Origin of the sequence: Haloarcula rubripromontorii, assembly GCF_001280425.1 — an archaeon.
Classification (GTDB): domain Archaea; phylum Halobacteriota; class Halobacteria; order Halobacteriales; family Haloarculaceae; genus Haloarcula; species Haloarcula rubripromontorii.
Genome location: NZ_LIUF01000006.1, coordinates 77,225 through 93,319, shown reverse-complemented (window position 1 = coordinate 93,319; position 16,095 = coordinate 77,225). Strand labels below are relative to the sequence as shown.

The window sequence follows — 16,095 nt, the reverse complement described above, 5'->3', positions numbered from 1 at the left end:
GCGAGACTTAGTGGTTGGGAAACGCACACATTGTATGGGGCTTTCCCGCCGACGGTTTCTCGCGACAGCTGGGGCCGGCGTGACACTCGGTAGCGCAGGCTGTGTTGGGAGTGATGGGTCTACTCCTGGAGCCGGCTCGGCACCTGGGTCTGGTACTGAAACCAGCGCGGCGTCGACGGTAACCGACAGGAACGACGGACCAGAACCACCGACAGCGGATAGCCGCCTGCATCTGGACTACGAAATCGGGACACTCGAGGAGAATATCGTCAGCGGCGGCGTTCCCAAAGACGGTATTCCAGCCATCGACGACCCGACGTTCGCCGACACGCCCCCGGACGGACTGGCTCCGGATGACCCGGTATTCGGTCTGGTCCGGGACGGGGAGGCGAAAGCCTACCCCCAGTACATTCTTGTCCACCACGAAATCGTGAACGACACTATTGCTGGCGACTCCGTCGCTGTGACATACTGTCCGCTGACGGGTACTGCACAGGGATTCGAGCGTGGCCCGGTGGAGTTCGGCGTCTCCGGGCGGCTTGTGAACTCGAACCTGACGATGTACGACCGGGGCACCGATAGCTGGTGGCCACAGATGCTGGCAACAGCGATTACTGGCCCACTAGCTGGTGAATCTCTGCGGGAGTTCAGGGTCACTTGGACGACGTGGGACCGCTGGTCCAGTACCTACCCGGAGACGCGTACCCTCACCGAAGACACCGGTTTCCAGCGGCGTTACGGCGTTGACCCGTACGGCCAGTACAACGAGAAGCGCGGCTACTATTCGAGTACCCGGACGCTGTTCGAGCCGCTACACGACGACAGCCGCACACATCCGAAGGCTGTCGTCATCGGAACCCGGACGGAAACAGGGGCGCTCGCATTCGATAAGGAAACACTGCTGCGCCAGCGAGTGCTGACCGGCCGTATCGACGACACGCTGTACGTCGCTGTCGCGGATACTGACCTCGCAACCGGGTACGTGTACGCGAACCCGGAATCGCTGTCAGTTACGGCGTCGGACGACGGCTACACGGTCCACGGGACGACGTATGATGCCGATTCGCTCCCGCTGGACCGCACGCTGTCCTTCGACGCGATGTGGTTCGCCTGGGCCGGTTTCTATCCGGAGAGTGCGTATGTCGACTGACAATCCGACCGACTGGGCTGGTATGGCTGCCAGCATCCAACGCTTGTTTCGGAACACCGTGGTTGCGGTCAGCGGAGCGCTTAGCCGCCGTGACGGACAGGTGGGTCTGGCGGTGTCTGGACTGGCGTACTTCCTGCTGTATCTCACTGGGCTCAGACACCTCGGTCTCGGCCCCGTCGGCTACGAGGTGTCTGTCGTCAGTAACCCGCTTACCCGTACGTTCCGACAGGTCGGCCCGTTCCAGTGGGAACCGATTGCACTAGTGGTCGCCGGCCCGGTCGAACTGCTCGTCGCCCCGCTGAATATGTTTCTCGGGGCAGTCCTGGCGTTGCTGGTCGGACTCAATCTTGCGGTCTCCGTCGTCGCGTGGCGCGGCCCAGCGGCCTGCCGTCTCGGCCCGGGTGCAGGGGCTGTGTCGGGACTCCCGGGATTGCTCTCCGGGTTCGCCTGCTGTGGGCCTACTATCCTGCTCGTCATCGGCGTGCAGGCAAGCGCTGGGCTGCTCTCACTGTTCCAGTGGCTCCTCCCGCTCACTGTCGTGGCGCTGTTCGGAACCCTTCTCTGGGTGGGGAGTCGAGTTGAGACAGCGTGACAGCCACCGTAAATAGTGCCTACTACCCGGGAACAAATAGTAGCAACAGGCTACCGAACCGGACAGTGCGTGTAACTTTTTTCCCTCGATTTGAGGGAAACATATAATTACTCCGTACGACCCATCTACCAGTATGACCGCTACTGTCGTGAGCGAGGTCAACCGACCCTACGTGCCGACGGGCGGGGCGAAACTGACCGCTGAAATCGAAGTCGAGCCCGGACGGTTGGAGGAACCACCCACGCGACAGATCGCCCTCTGTATCGACGCCAGTGGGTCGATGGCCGGCGACGACATCGAGCAGGCACGCGCCGGCGCTGAATGGGTGTTTGGACTCCTCGACGAAGACGACTACGTTTCGATCATCGCCTTCGACAACGAGGTTACGACGGTTCTTGCACCGACACGGTGGGGGACTATTTCGCGCGAAACGGCAGTGGACGCGGTCGCCGACATCTCCGCTGGCGGGGGTACTGATATGTACAGCGGCCTGCTGGAAGCGAAAGCGTCCCTGCAGGATTTACCGACCGACGACAACACGGCCCGACGGGTCCTGCTCCTCTCTGACGGGAAAGACAACTCCCACGACCCGGAAGCATTCGGGACGCTAGCGCGTGAAATCGACACTGAGGGTATCAGAATCAAGGCGGCCGGCATCGGGAGCGACTACCGCGAGGAGACGATTCGGACGCTTGGGACCGTTGCTCGCGGCGAGTGGACACATCTGGACGCCGCCGGTGACATCGAGTCGTTCTTCGGGGACGCAGTCGAGGAGGCCGGGACCGTTGTTGCTCCCGACGCGCGTCTCGAACTCGACGTGACTGACGGTGTCGAAGTGAGCGAGGTGTACCGCTCGCTCCCACAGACACAGTCCGTGAACCCGGACTGGGAGGACAACACGGCTGTCGTGCCGCTGCCCGACCTGCTTGAGCGGGAGACTCAGCGGGTCGTGCTGAAAATACACGCTCCGGCCAATGACCCACAGGACGCTGTGTCCCTTGCGGATGTCACGCTGCACGCTGGCGGTGAGACGACGCGGGAATCAATCACCGTCGACTACACCGACGACGAGTCAAAACTGGCCGAGCACAACGAACAGGTCGACGTGGACCACCGCCAGACTGTAATCAAGACGGAACTCGGCAAGGGCAACGTCGCCGAAGCCCAGACGCAACTGGAGCGAATGACGCGCATCCACGGTGAGGACACCGAAGCCGTCCAGACAGCCGAGCGGGAGACGCGCATCGTGATGGAAGGCGGGCGCAAGGAGCAAAACAAGGCGACAAAAATCGTCACTGACGAAGGTATCCAGAAGTGACCGTCCCGATCTGTGTTGTCAGCTTGGCTGCTACTGGCCGGAGAAACAGGTGATTCATGAACTGGGAACCTGAGAGCGGTGATGTCATCGCCGGTCAGTACAAACTTGCGGAGTTCCTCGGCAAGGGAGGGTTCGCAAAGGCGTTCCGCGCTAAAGACATCGACAGCGGCGAGTCGGTCGCCGTAAAGTACCCCAACTACACCGAATCCCAGAACGACCCCGACATCATCGAGGAATACTTCAAAAAGGAGGTCGGCTCGCTGGAACGCATCCGCCGGGCCGGCGGTCACGAGAATGTGATGGACTACTACGACCAGGTCACGGAGCGTGACGTTCCGTTCCTGGTCGTCCAGCTAATCGTCGACGGGATCGAACTCGACGAGGTCATCGACCAGCACGGCCCGATCGACGATAGCGAGCAGGTCCGCCAGATCGGCATCGACCTCTGTGACGCGATGGGCTTTCTTCACGAGAACGAGATCGTCTACCGGGACCTGAAACCGGAGAACGTGATGCTTACGCCCGATATCACGCCCACGCTGATCGATTTCAACACGGCGACGGGCTTCGATGCTACAGAGGACCCGTCCTCCGGGAACACCGGGACGACAATTCTGGGGCCGTTCAAGCCCCGCGAAGTCGCCGAGGCCAGCCGAACCGACGTTCGGCAGGGTCCCTGGTCGGACGTGTATTCAATCGGGAAGATCCTCTTGTTCCTCCTGAAAGGGAGCGTCCCGAAGAAAGACGGCGTGAACCCGCAGGCGTTCGGGGCCGACTGCGACGAGTATCTGGCTGAAATCGTCGAACGGGCCACGCAGTCACATTACCGCGACCGATACCGGAACGCGACGGTTCTCAAAGAAGTCCTCGAACGGCGCGATCCGACGCCGCCCGCGACGGCGTCGGTGACGTACATCCAGGCGGACAGGCAGTTCACCGTCGAACCGGGCGACACTATCGGGCGACAGGGCGCGAGCGGTCCCCCGGCATCGATAACAATCGAAGACCCGCAGGGAGAGTACATCTCCTCGGTGCAGGTACAGTTCGATATCGAGGACGGCGAGTGGGCCCTCCACGACCGGAGCCTCAACGGGACGTTCGTCCAGAAAGGCGCCGGCTGGCAGCGGGTCCTCTCCGAACCCGGACGCAACCGTCTACGCTCCGAAGGCGAGGACCCGACCGACAGACACGGCGACGTGCCCCCCGAATCGGTGACACTCACCGACGGCGATCTGGTGTCGCTGGTCCATCCGACCTACGGGGTTACGTTCGAGTTCCATCCGGAGGAGTCATGAGATACAGCACGAACTACGACATCGGCGACAGGAAGCGAGGACAGGGCATCAACGAGGACAGCGTTTCTCTGGCAGTGTTCGAGGAGGGCCACCGGGACGGCTACCGCGGGCAAGACAGACCGCAACAGAAGCCGGCCACAGCGGATGACGACGAGACAGCGGAGGCGACAGACGCGGCAGCCGATACCGAGGCGGCGGCGGATATCGCTGCCGAGACGGACACAGCTGACACTGCCGACGCAGATACGTCTGACACCGATAGCGAGGGGAAACCGATGAACCGCTCGGCCGGCGTGTTCGTGGTCGCCGACGGGGCCGGCGGACACGACGCCGGGGATATCGCGTCGTACATCACGACCACCATCGTGGCTGAACAGCTTGCTCCCGTGGCGATCCGGGCGGCCCGGAGCTATCCCGGAGGCTTCGATGTGGACGTGGCCCGTGATGTCCTTCCGGACCCGCCCGGTGAGCGGGACCTCGAAACTGCCGTTGCAGAGGCGATTACGGCGGCGCATCGCGAGATCATCCGGTACGCAAACGAAACTGGGACCCAGTCCTACACGACGGTCGTCGCGGGGATCTATGCCGACGGAAAGCTCCACTACGGCTGGGTCGGTGATAGTCGGGCCTACGTCGTCAATAGTGCCCGTGAGACGATCTCGCCACTGACCAGAGACCACGCCGTTGTTCAGGAGTGGGTCGACAACGACGAAATTGACCCCGTTGAGGCACACGTCCACCCGAACGGCAATGAGATCACGCGCGCGCTGGGCGGGTCGGGCTACGAGGACCCCGACGATGCGACTGTCGGGGTGGACACGCGAACGGTCAGGCTGTACGCGGAAGACACGGTGCTGGCGACCAGCGACGGACTCATCGACGCACAGACCGACGCGCCGGAACTGTACGAGGAGTATGTCGATTCGGACCACGCCGAGTCGGTGGCCGAGCGTATCCGCGAAGCAGCCGTCACCGACGACGAGATTCGTGACGTTGTCCTCGACGCGGCGTCCCTCGCCGCGGCGAGTCAGGAGTTCGTGTCACTGGCAAACGACCGTGGCGGGAAGGACAACATCTCCGTACTCCTGTTTGCTGACAGCGCGCTTCCGAAAACGCCGGAAAGCGGCGGTATGCCAGTTCGAGATATCGATCCAGACCTCGATATCTCCGAACGCGACACAGTGATTATGACAGACGAATAGAGAGAAAGTTTCGTGGGACAAGTATTTTATTTCTCGACTCTGTAGGACCTAACGAAATCCATGCCTGAATCCGACCGTACGGTAAAATGCCCCATATGCGACGAGGATTTTGATCCGACAGTCGCGGGCGGATGGTGCACAAACCCGGACTGTGGTGAGTGGCAACACACTGACGAAAGCGCCGCCGATTTTGACACCGATGATGGGGTGCCGGACGACGCTGACCTGATACCGGAAGGCACGGACGAGGCGGATCCGGCAGACGGTCGGCCGATAGGGGTCACCGACGAACACGACACTCCAGACGGCCACGCCGACGACGAAAGCGACGACGAGGCTTCGGACACTGGGGCAGCCGAGGCCGGCGACGAGACGGCGGGAATGACAGAGACAGCGACGGAGCAGGAAACTGACGCCGACACCGAGACCGAAAACGGAACCAGGCCGAACGGTTCGGGGGACCCTGACGAGACCGACGGCACCTCGAAACAGCACGGTAGTGAGCCCGACGAGGACGGCGAGACATTCGACGGAACCCCGGAGGCAGATGACGATGCGGCGACCATTAGCTGTCCGGACTGTGACCGCGAGCTTGACGCCGATGCGAATTTCTGTGCCGCCTGTGGTGCCGATGTACAGGACATCACACCGGGAGACGACGGGTCGCTTGACGCGTGCCCGTCCTGTGACACCGCTGTTGACGACGACGCCAGTTTCTGTGTCAACTGTGGAGAGGACCTCGATGCGCATCGCGGCGAGCGTGACACATCGACGGCTGATTCGGCAGCCGGGTCGTCGACTCCCGACGAGACAGCGCGTGAGACAGCAGCCACGGGCAACGCCGTCGACACACTCGCCTCACAGTCCACCGACGACGCGACAGTCCCGGACAAACTCGTCCTCTCGGTCGAAGGTCGAGACATCACCGTCGAAGACGGGGACCGCATCGGCCGGGAGATCCGGGCGGCGCTACTGGACGCCGGGCGACCGGAAGACGAAGCGGTTCGGATCCACCGCGAACACGTCCGGTTCGACCGCCAGCCCGAAGGATACTATGTCGTTGACCTCGGGGACAACCCGACGCGACTGAACGAGACCCAACTGCAGAAGGGCGACCGGGAACCAATCCAACCGGGCGACGAACTTGAACTATCGGGCGTCGTCACGATGACAATTCGGGCGGCGTGACCACCCACAATTAAGCGGTCGGTCGGGAAACATCAGGCTGATGGAGCGTGGTCGACTGTGGTTGGAAGTCCGTGAGTCCGCCGCACTACTGCGAGTTGAAACCTGGCTATTTGTCGGCGTGGCCGTGGCATGGCTCGTCTACGGTGGCTGGGTACTCGCGACGGGGCTGCTGTTGGCGCAGTTCCCGGGGCTCGAACGAACTGTTCTCACGACATTTGCTGGCCGAACCGTCTCGTTACGAACCGTGCTTGCCGCCGGTCTCTGGCTCGGCGGTCCGTCACTGGCGACCGTCGTCCTCATCAACCGACGACTTCGGAACAGACACGGTAACCTTGCCGACGCGTATCGGCTGGACCATCCGAGTGTGTTGCTCGCTATTCCCGGCAGTGTGCTCATTGGCTGCCTGCTGGTAACTCTCACTCTCGGTCAGCGAGGGCCGCTCACGGTGGTTGCACTGTTCGGAACAGTGCATCTGGTCGTCCGGACCGTCGCTTACGGTCACCGTGTGTACACACTTTCGGTCCCCCCGTTCCTGTCGCTGCTGGTGTTTGTAAGCGCAGTCTCGCTCAGCACTGGGTGGCTGGTCCAGACGGTCATCGCACCCGGCGTCCCGCCGGCGCTGTCACCGTGGCTGACTCAGGCCGGGGTCAGTCCCGTGGGTGAGACAGCGATCCAACTGATGGGCGTCCAGCCAGCACAGGCCACATCCCTCTTCATTGCTGTCCCCGGTGTACTGGTGAGTGCGTACCTCCTCTTCCAGTTGCTCGCCGGGGCCGCTGTCAGAATCCGCGCCCCGCTTTCGAACCCGCAACGCCGTCCTGACCAGCGGTTCCCAGTTATGCCACCGGTCGGGACGGTGCAAAACGGCGAGGAGAGTCCAGCCGCCGAACAGGCTGCCGACGCTGCACCGAAGTCCCGGGACCAGACTGGTGGGGAAACCGACACCGGAGATGCTGGCAGTGACGTGGAGTCTCCGGGGCACACCGGGACACGAGTGTTTTCACCCGACGAGGTTCCGGCGGCGGAACCGGCCGCTCACGAATCAGCACAGAACAACGCGCAGTCGTCAGATGACGACACGGACCCGGCGGGCCCTGTTGACCACAGTGGTAGAGACACGGACTTGGAAACGGGCGGACCGGATGAGACTCCCTCGACAACCGACGAAGCGTGGATGGATGATACGTCCGTCTTCACGCCGGGCGGCCGCGACGCCGGACAATCGTACTGTAGCGAATGCGGCGAGTCGCTCCCGTCCGACGCCGACACCTGCCCGTCCTGTGATGACCCCGCCGACGGGTGAGGCGGTCAGCGGTTCGAAACGGGAATGTCACCGAGCGCAACGGTGTATTGCGTCGACTGTACTGATTCCCCGTCCGGATACACGAACACCGTTATAGAGACGCTGTCCGGGCGCTCGCCGGGCGGGAGGAGCCACGACTGCGTTAGGTCGTCAGTGTTGCCCACTGATAGCTGTCCAGTGCTCGCGGTATCCGCAACTGTCTCCCCGCCGCGGGTGGTAACGCTGTCGAGACGAACCGCTGCGGGGTCTGACCCGGTGTTCGTCACGTTGATCGTAAGCGTGAACCGCCACCCCTCGTCAGCGGTGACGACAGACGCCGCATCGATCCGGGCCGAGATGTCCGCAGATTCCAGAATCGGGTCACCGACGCCGGCACCGGTCTCCGCCGCCGTCGGTGTTTCAGGGACCGCCTCAGCCCCGCTGTCTCCAAGCAAGTGATGCCCCATCATACTCCCGAAGGTAACGACTTCGATGAGAATCGGGAGGCCGATTCCGACGATAATGAGGAGTCGTAGCAGCGTTTTCTGCTCCGGACCGTCGACGTCTTCGAACATGATGAGAGAGTAGTGAAGTGGTGTTAGACTGGGATCGGCGGACTACCGGGCGCGAACAGTCCGTCAGCAACCATGCTGGCGAGCGGCGGCCCGTAGGCGATGACGATGAGCAGCAGTGCAATCGCCGTCCAGAGCTTGTAGTTGTCGAGGATACGCGGGCTGTGATCGGCGCCGGACAGCGGTTCCGGGATATTGCCGTTGACCGACAGCGTCCCGCCACGGCGAGCGAGCAGGGTGTCGGCCATGACGATGAGGAACATCGCCGCGCCGACGAACAGCAGGAAGCCGCCGATAGCGATCTGAAGGCGCATCTCGCCGACCGTTCCGGCGACGCCCTCGAACGCGAACTCGTCGTACGTCGGTTCGGCAGTCCGTCGCGGGATGCCGGCGAGGCCGGCCCGGTGCATGGCGTTCGACATTATTGCCATGCCCACGAACCAGACGTACGGCTGCACTGAAGCGAGGCTCCGCTGTCGGAGTTTTTTCCCGGTGATCTGTGGGACCAGCCAGTAACTGATAGCCATCGCCGTCAGTGCGAACGCAGTCCCGACGGTGAGATGGAAGTGGCCGGGCACCCAGATGGTGTTGTGGATGAGGTAGTTGATGTTCATCCCGGCGTTGATCATGCCGGAGAAGCCACCGGCGGCGAACATCAGCCCGGCGAGCATACAGCCGGCGAAGGCCGGCTTACCCCACGGCAGATCCCGAAGCCAGGAGAGGTAGCCCTTTGCACCCCGCTGGCGAGCGCCGTGTTCAACTGAGGCGACCACGGTGAACGCGGTCAACAGCGAGGGCAACAGCAAGAACATCGTGTTCGTCATCGCGATGAACTTGTAGCCCGACGGGATGCCGGGGTCGGTGTACTGGTGGTGGAAGCCGACCGGGGTCGACAGCAGCAGGAAGGCGACGAAGACCACGCGAGCCAGCGGGTCACTGAACAGTCGCCCGCCGGCCAGTTTCGGCAGGATAGTGTACCAGACGAGGTACGCCGGCATGAGCCAGAAGTACACGACCGGGTGACCGAAGTACCAGAACAGCGTCCGCGTCAGCAGCGGGTCGACGTTCTGGATGAGTCCGAGCGACCACGGAATGAGGAAGGCGACTACCTCGACGGCGACGCCGATGGTGGAGACGTACCACATCAGCATCGTCGTCAGGACCATGAACGTCTGCAGCGGGATGCGCTCATCTGGGTTCTCAGAGCGCCACTCCCACAGCGCCTTGAAATACGCGAGGCCGGCGATCCACGAACCGACGATGATGAGCGCGGCACCGATGTAGAACGCCGGGTGTGCCTTCATCGGGGCGTAGAAGGTAAACAGCACGTCGGCTTCGAGGTCGTGACCCAGAACCGACGGCGCGCCGACGATACCGCCGATGATGGACACGGCCGCGAGCACTGTCCCCGTGAGCATAACCCAGAAGGCCGACCAGGCGATGCGGTGTGGTAACTCGCGTTCGAGGCTGTTAGCGACAGCCCACGTGAACAGCCCCGCAATGAAGAACGTAGTGAACACGAGCGCCAGCAGGACGCCGTGGCCCGTCAGAATCGTGTAGTAGTCCGCCGAACTGACGAACCCGCGGAACACGCCAGTGCGGTGAAGCGACTGGATGATGCCAAACAGCGCGCCGATTCCAAGCGCGACGAATGCTACAATAAACTCGCTCCGGACGAGTTTCGACGTTTTCGGATAGGAGTCGACGAACACCATTACTGATCCGCCTCCTCCTTCGCCTGTGCATCATCTGCGGACTGCTCGATGTTCTCCTGTTGCATATCGTACTCCTCCGGCGGGACGACTTCGACGGAACCACCCATCGTGTGATGGGCCGCCCCGCAGTACTCGTGGCAGATGAGCCCGTAGGTACCGGGTTCGTTGAACCGGGCCGAGACTTCGGAAACCTGACCCGGGATCACCATCGTGTTGATGTTGGTTTCGACCACAGAGAAGCCGTGCACCACGTCTGCACTGGTTACTCTGAACGTTACGTTGGCACCTGCGGGGACCTGGACCGGATTGTCCCCGCTCCCCGGAACGAACTGGAACTGCCGGGCGACGACGTACACGACGTACTGCCCGTCCTCTTTGACGACACCGGGATCATCGAAATGGGTGCCAGTGTTCCCGTTCTGTACCGCTTGCGCGCTGATCTGTCCGCCCGAATCGTCGACCATCCCGACGCCAACGCCGACCGAACCGTACGCGATGGTGGCGATAAATCCGACGATGAGCAGTATCGCTGCACCGAGCCAGACTTTTTCGAATCTATGAACCTGCATGGTATCACCCGATTATGGAGACGCGGCCGAGGAACTCGACGAAGTACATGAACACCCACAGCAGGGCAATCAACACGAAGTAGAAGGCGACCAGCGCCGCCGTTCCCTTCGGGTCGTACTCGTCGTGGCCCAGCTCGACGGCCGGTTCAGTTTCGGCAGCCTCTTCAACCGGCTCCGGACCGGTCGCCCGACGCAGCTCGCCACTGTCACCCGTCTGTGGCGGCCGCCCGTTCTGTCGGCGTCGCATCGCGACTGCGAACAACAGCGGCGAGAAGAACGCAAGCAGGACCGAGCCTGAGAGGAGCCACTGCGGGCCGGAGAGTTCGATACCGCTACCCTCCTGTCCGCTTCCGCCGCCACTGCCGCCACCGCTGCCATCGAGCGGGCCACCGACAACGACAGCGCCCTTCATGCCGAGTGACGCGTGAGGCGTACAGACGTACTTGTATACGCCCATCTCTTCGAAGGTATGGCTGTAGGTGGTCCCCGATTCGCTGACTGGGTCACCGGAGTCGAGGGGGCCATCGCCGTCCGAGACGACGTTGTGGCCGCCACCTTCACCGGTCCACTTCCACGTCACTTCTGTCCCAGGCGTCACCCGAACCGCGGGCGGGTCGAAGGCGAACGCGCCGTTGTTGCCCTGCGCGCCGACCGATATCTCGACGCTGTCGGCGCCGGTTCTGTCGACGGTAGTGCCGTCGTAGTTCGAAACGTCATCGAACCAGCCGCCGTAGTCCGGGTTCGCCGGCGGGCCTTGCTGCTGTTGGCCGCCGGAGCCACTGCCACCGGAGCCGCCGGGTCGAACGACGACTGCGCCTTTCATCCCGAGCGTTTTGTGGGGTGTACAGACGTACTTGAACATCCCCTCTGACTCGAAGGTGTGGCTGTAGGTCGTTCCGGCCTCGCTGACCGGGCTGCCTGAGTCAAGCGGTCCGTCGCCGTCCGAAACGACGTTGTGGCCGCCGCCTTCGCCGTTCCATTCCCAGACAACCTCTGTGCCAGGGTTTACCATCACCGCGGGCGGGTCGAAGGCGAACGCGCCGTTGTTGCCCTGCGCGCCGACGGTGATCGTAACGGTGTCCTGGCCCCGCTTGTCGACGGTCCCGTCGTAGTTCGAAACGTCATCGAACCAGCCGCCGTAGTCCGGTTCCTCCTGTGCCGTCGCCGTGCCGGTCGCGGCCAGCGCCGCTGTCCCGGCTGCGGCACCGACGAACTGTCGCCGACTCAGCGCCATTGTCGCACCCCCACCGCGTCGTGCGAATCTGGCAGCTGACTGCCTCTAGCTTCGTGCCGTACCATATCTGGGAGAATAGCAGATTACCTAAAAAAACCCCTGATGGTGTTTTCAGCAGGCAGGAACGACCCGCTTCTTTTTATAATCCCTCTAACGTACGGCCAGATATGTCTGCGTCAAGCCCTCGGCTCGTAACGTTGCTGGCGCTGCTCGGGCTCGCGCCGGTCGCGTACTACATGCAGGGAACCGGCCGCTCCATTGTCGCGCTCTCGCTGGTCAGCGTCGTCATCATCGCCGGCAGTCTGTTCTGGATGACACAACCAACAGAGTCGAGTACCGTCTGATATGCAGTTTGGGACGGCGGGGCTGAGTTCCGGTGAGACGGCCGGTCTCGCGGCGTTCGTCGGGCTGGGACTCGTCGGGAGTGTCCACTGCCTCGGGATGTGCGGGCCGTTAGTCACTACTTACGCCGACAGACTCGACGACGGCGGACCGGTGTCAGGCCACGAGATACGCCAACACGCGCTGTTCAACGCCGGACGGACGGTGAGCTACGCGCTCGTCGGGACGGTACTCGGCGCTGCTGGGAGTGTACTGTACGACGTGGCCGGCCTGGCACGCCTCGGAACCGCCGTCCGTGGAACCGTCGGGATTTTCGTCGGCCTCGCTATCATTACCGTTGGACTGGGGTATCTCTCCCGCGGCCGCGCCGTCGACGTGGCCCGGTCGCTGCCGCTGGTCGGAGACCTGTTCCAGCGGCTCTCCGCGTCGCTCGTCGAGCGGGTCGACCGGTGGGTCGACGGCCCGGGGATGGTCGCGCTGGGTGCGATGCACGGCCTGCTCCCCTGTCCGCTGCTGTACCCGGCGTTCCTGTACGCGTTCGCGACTGGCTCCGCGTTCACCGGCGGCCTCTCGCTTGCCGCGCTCGGCCTCGGGACGTTTCCGCTGGTGTTCGCCTACGGGACCGCCTTCGGAACACTGTCGCCGGGCCATCGCGCGACGTTGCATCGGGCGCTCGGTGTCGTTTTCATCGCGCTCGCGCTCGTCCCGCTGTCGAACGGGCTGGCGGCGTTCGGTATCGCCATCCCGAAACCACCCCTGCCGATGCCATGGATGTGACCACCTGCACGCTCTGTGACCTACCGGTTGACGCGCCCGTCAGCGACGACGCCGTGGAGGGGACGTTCTGCTGTCGCGGCTGTCTGGAGGTCGCGCGGACGCTCGACGACCCGGCTACGGAGACCCGCGATGCTGCCGACACTGGCCCCGATCCGGACGACGCCGACGGCGAGACCACGTTCCTCTCGGTCGACGGGATGCACTGTGCGACCTGCGAGACGTTCCTCGAAGCGCGGGCCACAGACCACGATGGCATCGCCGCCGCGGCCGCCAGCTATCCGACGGGGACGATGAAACTCACCTACGACACCGACGCGCTCTCGGAGTCGGACCTCGCGGACGCGGTGGCCGGCACCGGCTACGACGCAAGCCTGCAGGCCACGGAGACCGACGACGAGTACGAACTTGAGGGGCGGCTCATCGTTGGTGGCTTCTTCGGGATGATGACCATGCTGTGGTACATCCTCTTTCTCTACCCGGCGTATCTCGGCGTGGACCAGTCCCTGTTACTGTTCGACCCGTCGGGGCAGGCGGGGGCTTACCTGCTGTGGAACATGGCCGTGATGACCGGTGTTGTGGTCGGGTACACCGGGTGGCCGTTGCTCCGCGGCGCGTACGTCAGCCTCCGTGCCGGCCGTCCGAACATGGACTTGCTGGTGGCGATGGCCGCCGTGACTGCTTTCCTGTACAGTGTCGTCGCCGTCATCCTCGGTCGGACGGAGGTGTACTTCGACGTGGCGACGGTCATCGTCATGGCCGTCTCAGTCGGCGACTACTATCAGGATCGGGTCCGGCGGCGCGCGCTGGACCGCCTCACGGAGTTCACGACACAGCGGGCCGATAGCGCCCGGCGACGCATCGACGGAGGCCACGAGGAGGTCGACGTAGCGGCGCTGTCGGCCGGCGATGCTGTCGTCGTCCGCTCCGGCGAGCGAATCCCTGTCGACGGGACCGTCGTCGAGGGGACCGCGGCCGTCGACGAATCGCTCGTCACCGGCGAGTCGCTGGCCGTCAGGAAGACGGACGGCGACGAGGTTATCGGTGGGTCGCTCGTGACACAGGGCGGTATTGTCGCCCGTGTCGGGCCTGACGCCGAGAGCACGGTCGACCGGCTCACGAACCTGCTGTGGGAGGTCCAGAGTACGCGCGGCGGCGTCCAGCGACTGGTCGACCGCATTGCCGCCGTCTTCGTCCCACTTGTTGTCGTCCTGGCTGTCCTCGCCACCGGCGGGCACCTCGCCACTGGAGCGACACCCACGGACGCGATGCTGACCGGGCTGGCGGTACTCGTGGTCTCCTGTCCCTGCGCGCTCGGGCTGGCGACGCCGCTTGCGACCGCGGCCGGCATCCGTCGGGCACTCGACGGCGGGACCGTCGTCACCGGTGACGCGGTATTCGAGACGGCGACCGACGCGGACGTGGTGGCCTTCGACAAAACGGGCACACTGACCACCGGCGAGATGGAACTGCTGGAGCGGGCTGACGAGGACGCGATGACCCGGGCGGCCGCAGTCGAGCAGTTCGCGGACCACCCCATCGCCGAGGCGGTGACGGACGCTGTTCGGATCCCGGACGCGGCCGTCTCGGCGTTCGAGCAACATCCGGGTCAGGGCGTCAGCGCGACGGTCGATGGGGACCACGTCGTTGTCGGGACACAAGCGCTGTTCGACGACCTCGGGTTCGACGTGCCCGCCGACCTCCGGGCCCGGTGTGAGCGTGCGACCGCGAACGGGCGCGTCCCGGCGCTCGTTGGCTGGGAGGATGAAGCACGGGACGTGCTCGTTGCGGGCGACAGGCTCCGCTCGCACTGGGAGTCAGTCGTCTCGACGCTTTCTCGTGACCGCGATGTCGTCGTCATCACCGGCGACCGGCCCGAAGCCGCCACCCCGTTCGAGCGCCACGACGGCGTCGACGAGGTGTTCGCTGGCGTTCCGCCCGAGGCGAAAGCCGAGGTCGTCGAGCGACTGCAGTCCCGCGGGACCGTCGCGATGGTCGGTGACGGGAGCAACGATGCCCCGGCACTCGCAACTGCTGACGTTGGCATCGCCATGGCGTCGGGCACGTCGCTGGCTGCCGACGCGGCTGATGCAGTCGTGACGACGGACGACCTGCGGGCCGTCCCTGACGTCTTCGCGGTGACGGCCGCGACCCGTACGCGGGTCCGTCAGAACCTCGCGTGGGCGTTCTGTTACAACGCCGTTGCCCTCCCACTCGCGCTGCTCGGCGTCCTGAACCCACTGTTTGCGGCCCTGGCAATGACGGCGAGCAGTCTGCTCGTCGTGGGGAACTCCACGCGGACGCTGGCGGGCACGGCTTCACACGGCGAGCCGAATCCTGACGAACCGGCCGCACCGAAACAGCCAGCAGCGGCCGACTGACATCGTGCTGTCGGTTGCAGCCGTAGCAGTAACCGCTGAAGGTTGTTATCTGCTATCATGTCTGAAACAGATTTAATATATCACCGGTTCTGGTCGTATGTACGTCGCTTTCACCGACGTGGTGACCCATGACCTACGCAATTCCCGTTCCCGCACCAACGTCGTTCGCTCGCTGGCTATACAGCGGGCGGTCGGCCATCGAACGTAGCCTCGACGCTACGGTCGAGTATGCATCCCTTATCGGGGAACGGGCCGCCGCGGACACCCGCTCGGTGAAAATTCCGCCCGTGGCACCATAGACTAGTTCGCCCCCGTGGGACCGGCGTCCCACTCACGGACGCCGCACTGCGGCGGCGATTCGATTTGGCTCACTGTCGAGCAGCAGGACTCCACCCACCGCTCGACTGCTCCGTCTGAGAGGCCTGCGCCGGTCAGTGTGGTCTGCCGGTATGTCCCCACTCGGCCCTGAGCCTGCACTGCA

At 63.8% G+C, this 16,095-nt stretch carries 15 protein-coding genes; 11 read left to right on the top strand and 4 right to left on the bottom strand.

The annotated features are described in order from the left end of the window. Positions 1-34: 34 nt before the first annotated feature. The 7 genes from AMS69_RS16830 (at position 35) to AMS69_RS16800 (ending at position 8,048) form a co-directional block, all read left to right on the top strand. Positions 35-1,150 carry a DUF3179 domain-containing protein gene (locus AMS69_RS16830; protein WP_053969219.1) on the top strand — a complete coding sequence of 372 codons (1,116 nt, stop codon included), beginning with the start codon at positions 35-37 and terminating at the stop codon, positions 1,148-1,150. Next, positions 1,140-1,742, top strand: a complete 603-nt coding sequence (locus AMS69_RS16825; protein WP_053969218.1) for a hypothetical protein — start codon at positions 1,140-1,142, stop codon at positions 1,740-1,742. The genes AMS69_RS16830 and AMS69_RS16825 overlap by 11 nt, the downstream gene beginning before the upstream one ends. 133 nt (positions 1,743-1,875) lie before the next feature. Next, a complete protein-coding gene (locus AMS69_RS16820; RefSeq protein WP_053969217.1) occupies positions 1,876-3,060 on the top strand; it encodes a vWA domain-containing protein in 1,185 nt (394 codons plus the stop codon). A gap of 56 nt (positions 3,061-3,116) precedes the next feature. Then, a complete protein-coding gene (locus AMS69_RS16815) occupies positions 3,117-4,355 on the top strand; it encodes a serine/threonine protein kinase (protein WP_053969216.1) in 1,239 nt (412 codons plus the stop codon). Then, a complete protein-coding gene (locus AMS69_RS16810; RefSeq protein WP_053969215.1) occupies positions 4,352-5,557 on the top strand; it encodes a PP2C family protein-serine/threonine phosphatase in 1,206 nt (401 codons plus the stop codon). Before AMS69_RS16815 ends, AMS69_RS16810 begins: the two co-directional genes overlap by 4 nt. A gap of 60 nt (positions 5,558-5,617) precedes the next feature. Then, positions 5,618-6,745, top strand: a complete 1,128-nt coding sequence (locus AMS69_RS16805) for a double zinc ribbon domain-containing protein (RefSeq protein WP_053969214.1) — start codon at positions 5,618-5,620, stop codon at positions 6,743-6,745. A gap of 40 nt (positions 6,746-6,785) precedes the next feature. Then, a complete protein-coding gene (locus AMS69_RS16800) occupies positions 6,786-8,048 on the top strand; it encodes a hypothetical protein (protein WP_053969213.1) in 1,263 nt (420 codons plus the stop codon). A gap of 5 nt (positions 8,049-8,053) precedes the next feature. Here AMS69_RS16800 and AMS69_RS16795 read toward each other — a convergent pair whose 3' ends face one another. The 4 genes from AMS69_RS16795 to AMS69_RS16780 are packed head-to-tail and all read right to left on the bottom strand — an operon-like array spanning position 8,054 to position 12,117. Then, entirely contained in the window at positions 8,054-8,602 is a 549-nt protein-coding gene (locus AMS69_RS16795) for a hypothetical protein (RefSeq protein ID WP_053969212.1), read from the bottom strand. 23 nt (positions 8,603-8,625) lie between these two features. Then, positions 8,626-10,314, bottom strand: a complete 1,689-nt coding sequence (locus AMS69_RS16790; protein WP_053969211.1) for a b(o/a)3-type cytochrome-c oxidase subunit 1 — start codon at positions 10,312-10,314, stop codon at positions 8,626-8,628. Then, positions 10,314-10,883 (bottom strand): cytochrome c oxidase subunit II, encoded by a 570-nt coding sequence (locus AMS69_RS16785; protein ID WP_053969210.1) that lies wholly within the window; start codon positions 10,881-10,883, stop codon positions 10,314-10,316. The genes AMS69_RS16790 and AMS69_RS16785 overlap by 1 nt, the downstream gene beginning before the upstream one ends. Positions 10,884-10,887: 4 nt before the next feature. After that, complete coding sequence (locus tag AMS69_RS16780; RefSeq protein ID WP_053969209.1) at positions 10,888-12,117, bottom strand: halocyanin domain-containing protein; 1,230 nt, start codon at positions 12,115-12,117, stop codon at positions 10,888-10,890. A gap of 167 nt (positions 12,118-12,284) precedes the next feature. Here AMS69_RS16780 and AMS69_RS20750 point away from each other — a divergent pair, with 167 nt between their 5' ends. The 4 genes from AMS69_RS20750 (at position 12,285) to AMS69_RS20745 (ending at position 15,913) form a co-directional block, all read left to right on the top strand. Then, positions 12,285-12,461 carry a hypothetical protein gene (locus AMS69_RS20750; RefSeq protein WP_023843297.1) on the top strand — a complete coding sequence of 59 codons (177 nt, stop codon included), beginning with the start codon at positions 12,285-12,287 and terminating at the stop codon, positions 12,459-12,461. Position 12,462: 1 nt separating this feature from the next. Continuing rightward, entirely contained in the window at positions 12,463-13,236 is a 774-nt protein-coding gene (locus tag AMS69_RS16775) for a sulfite exporter TauE/SafE family protein (RefSeq protein WP_053969208.1), read from the top strand. Then, entirely contained in the window at positions 13,233-15,614 is a 2,382-nt protein-coding gene (locus AMS69_RS16770; protein ID WP_053969306.1) for a heavy metal translocating P-type ATPase, read from the top strand. Before AMS69_RS16775 ends, AMS69_RS16770 begins: the two co-directional genes overlap by 4 nt. A gap of 128 nt (positions 15,615-15,742) precedes the next feature. Continuing rightward, a complete protein-coding gene (locus AMS69_RS20745) occupies positions 15,743-15,913 on the top strand; it encodes a hypothetical protein (protein WP_170083379.1) in 171 nt (56 codons plus the stop codon). Positions 15,914-16,095 lie beyond the last annotated feature (182 nt).

Bases quoted from the DNA above. Each gene is read 5' to 3' on its own strand.
- AMS69_RS16800 (WP_053969213.1), top strand. From the start codon at position 6,786: ATGGAGCGTGGTCGACTGTGGTTGGAAGTCCGTGAGTCCGCCGCACTA.
- AMS69_RS16785 (WP_053969210.1), bottom strand. From the start codon at position 10,883: ATGCAGGTTCATAGATTCGAAAAAGTCTGGCTCGGTGCAGCGATACTG.
- AMS69_RS16775 (WP_053969208.1), top strand. From the start codon at position 12,463: ATGCAGTTTGGGACGGCGGGGCTGAGTTCCGGTGAGACGGCCGGTCTC.
- AMS69_RS20750 (WP_023843297.1), top strand. From the start codon at position 12,285: ATGTCTGCGTCAAGCCCTCGGCTCGTAACGTTGCTGGCGCTGCTCGGG.
- AMS69_RS20745 (WP_170083379.1), top strand. From the start codon at position 15,743: ATGACCTACGCAATTCCCGTTCCCGCACCAACGTCGTTCGCTCGCTGG.
- AMS69_RS16780 (WP_053969209.1), bottom strand. From the start codon at position 12,117: ATGGCGCTGAGTCGGCGACAGTTCGTCGGTGCCGCAGCCGGGACAGCG.
- AMS69_RS16825 (WP_053969218.1), top strand. From the start codon at position 1,140: ATGTCGACTGACAATCCGACCGACTGGGCTGGTATGGCTGCCAGCATC.
- AMS69_RS16820 (WP_053969217.1), top strand. From the start codon at position 1,876: ATGACCGCTACTGTCGTGAGCGAGGTCAACCGACCCTACGTGCCGACG.
- AMS69_RS16830 (WP_053969219.1), top strand. From the start codon at position 35: ATGGGGCTTTCCCGCCGACGGTTTCTCGCGACAGCTGGGGCCGGCGTG.
- AMS69_RS16790 (WP_053969211.1), bottom strand. From the start codon at position 10,314: ATGGTGTTCGTCGACTCCTATCCGAAAACGTCGAAACTCGTCCGGAGC.
- AMS69_RS16805 (WP_053969214.1), top strand. From the start codon at position 5,618: ATGCCTGAATCCGACCGTACGGTAAAATGCCCCATATGCGACGAGGAT.
- AMS69_RS16795 (WP_053969212.1), bottom strand. From the start codon at position 8,602: ATGTTCGAAGACGTCGACGGTCCGGAGCAGAAAACGCTGCTACGACTC.
- AMS69_RS16815 (WP_053969216.1), top strand. From the start codon at position 3,117: ATGAACTGGGAACCTGAGAGCGGTGATGTCATCGCCGGTCAGTACAAA.
- AMS69_RS16810 (WP_053969215.1), top strand. From the start codon at position 4,352: ATGAGATACAGCACGAACTACGACATCGGCGACAGGAAGCGAGGACAG.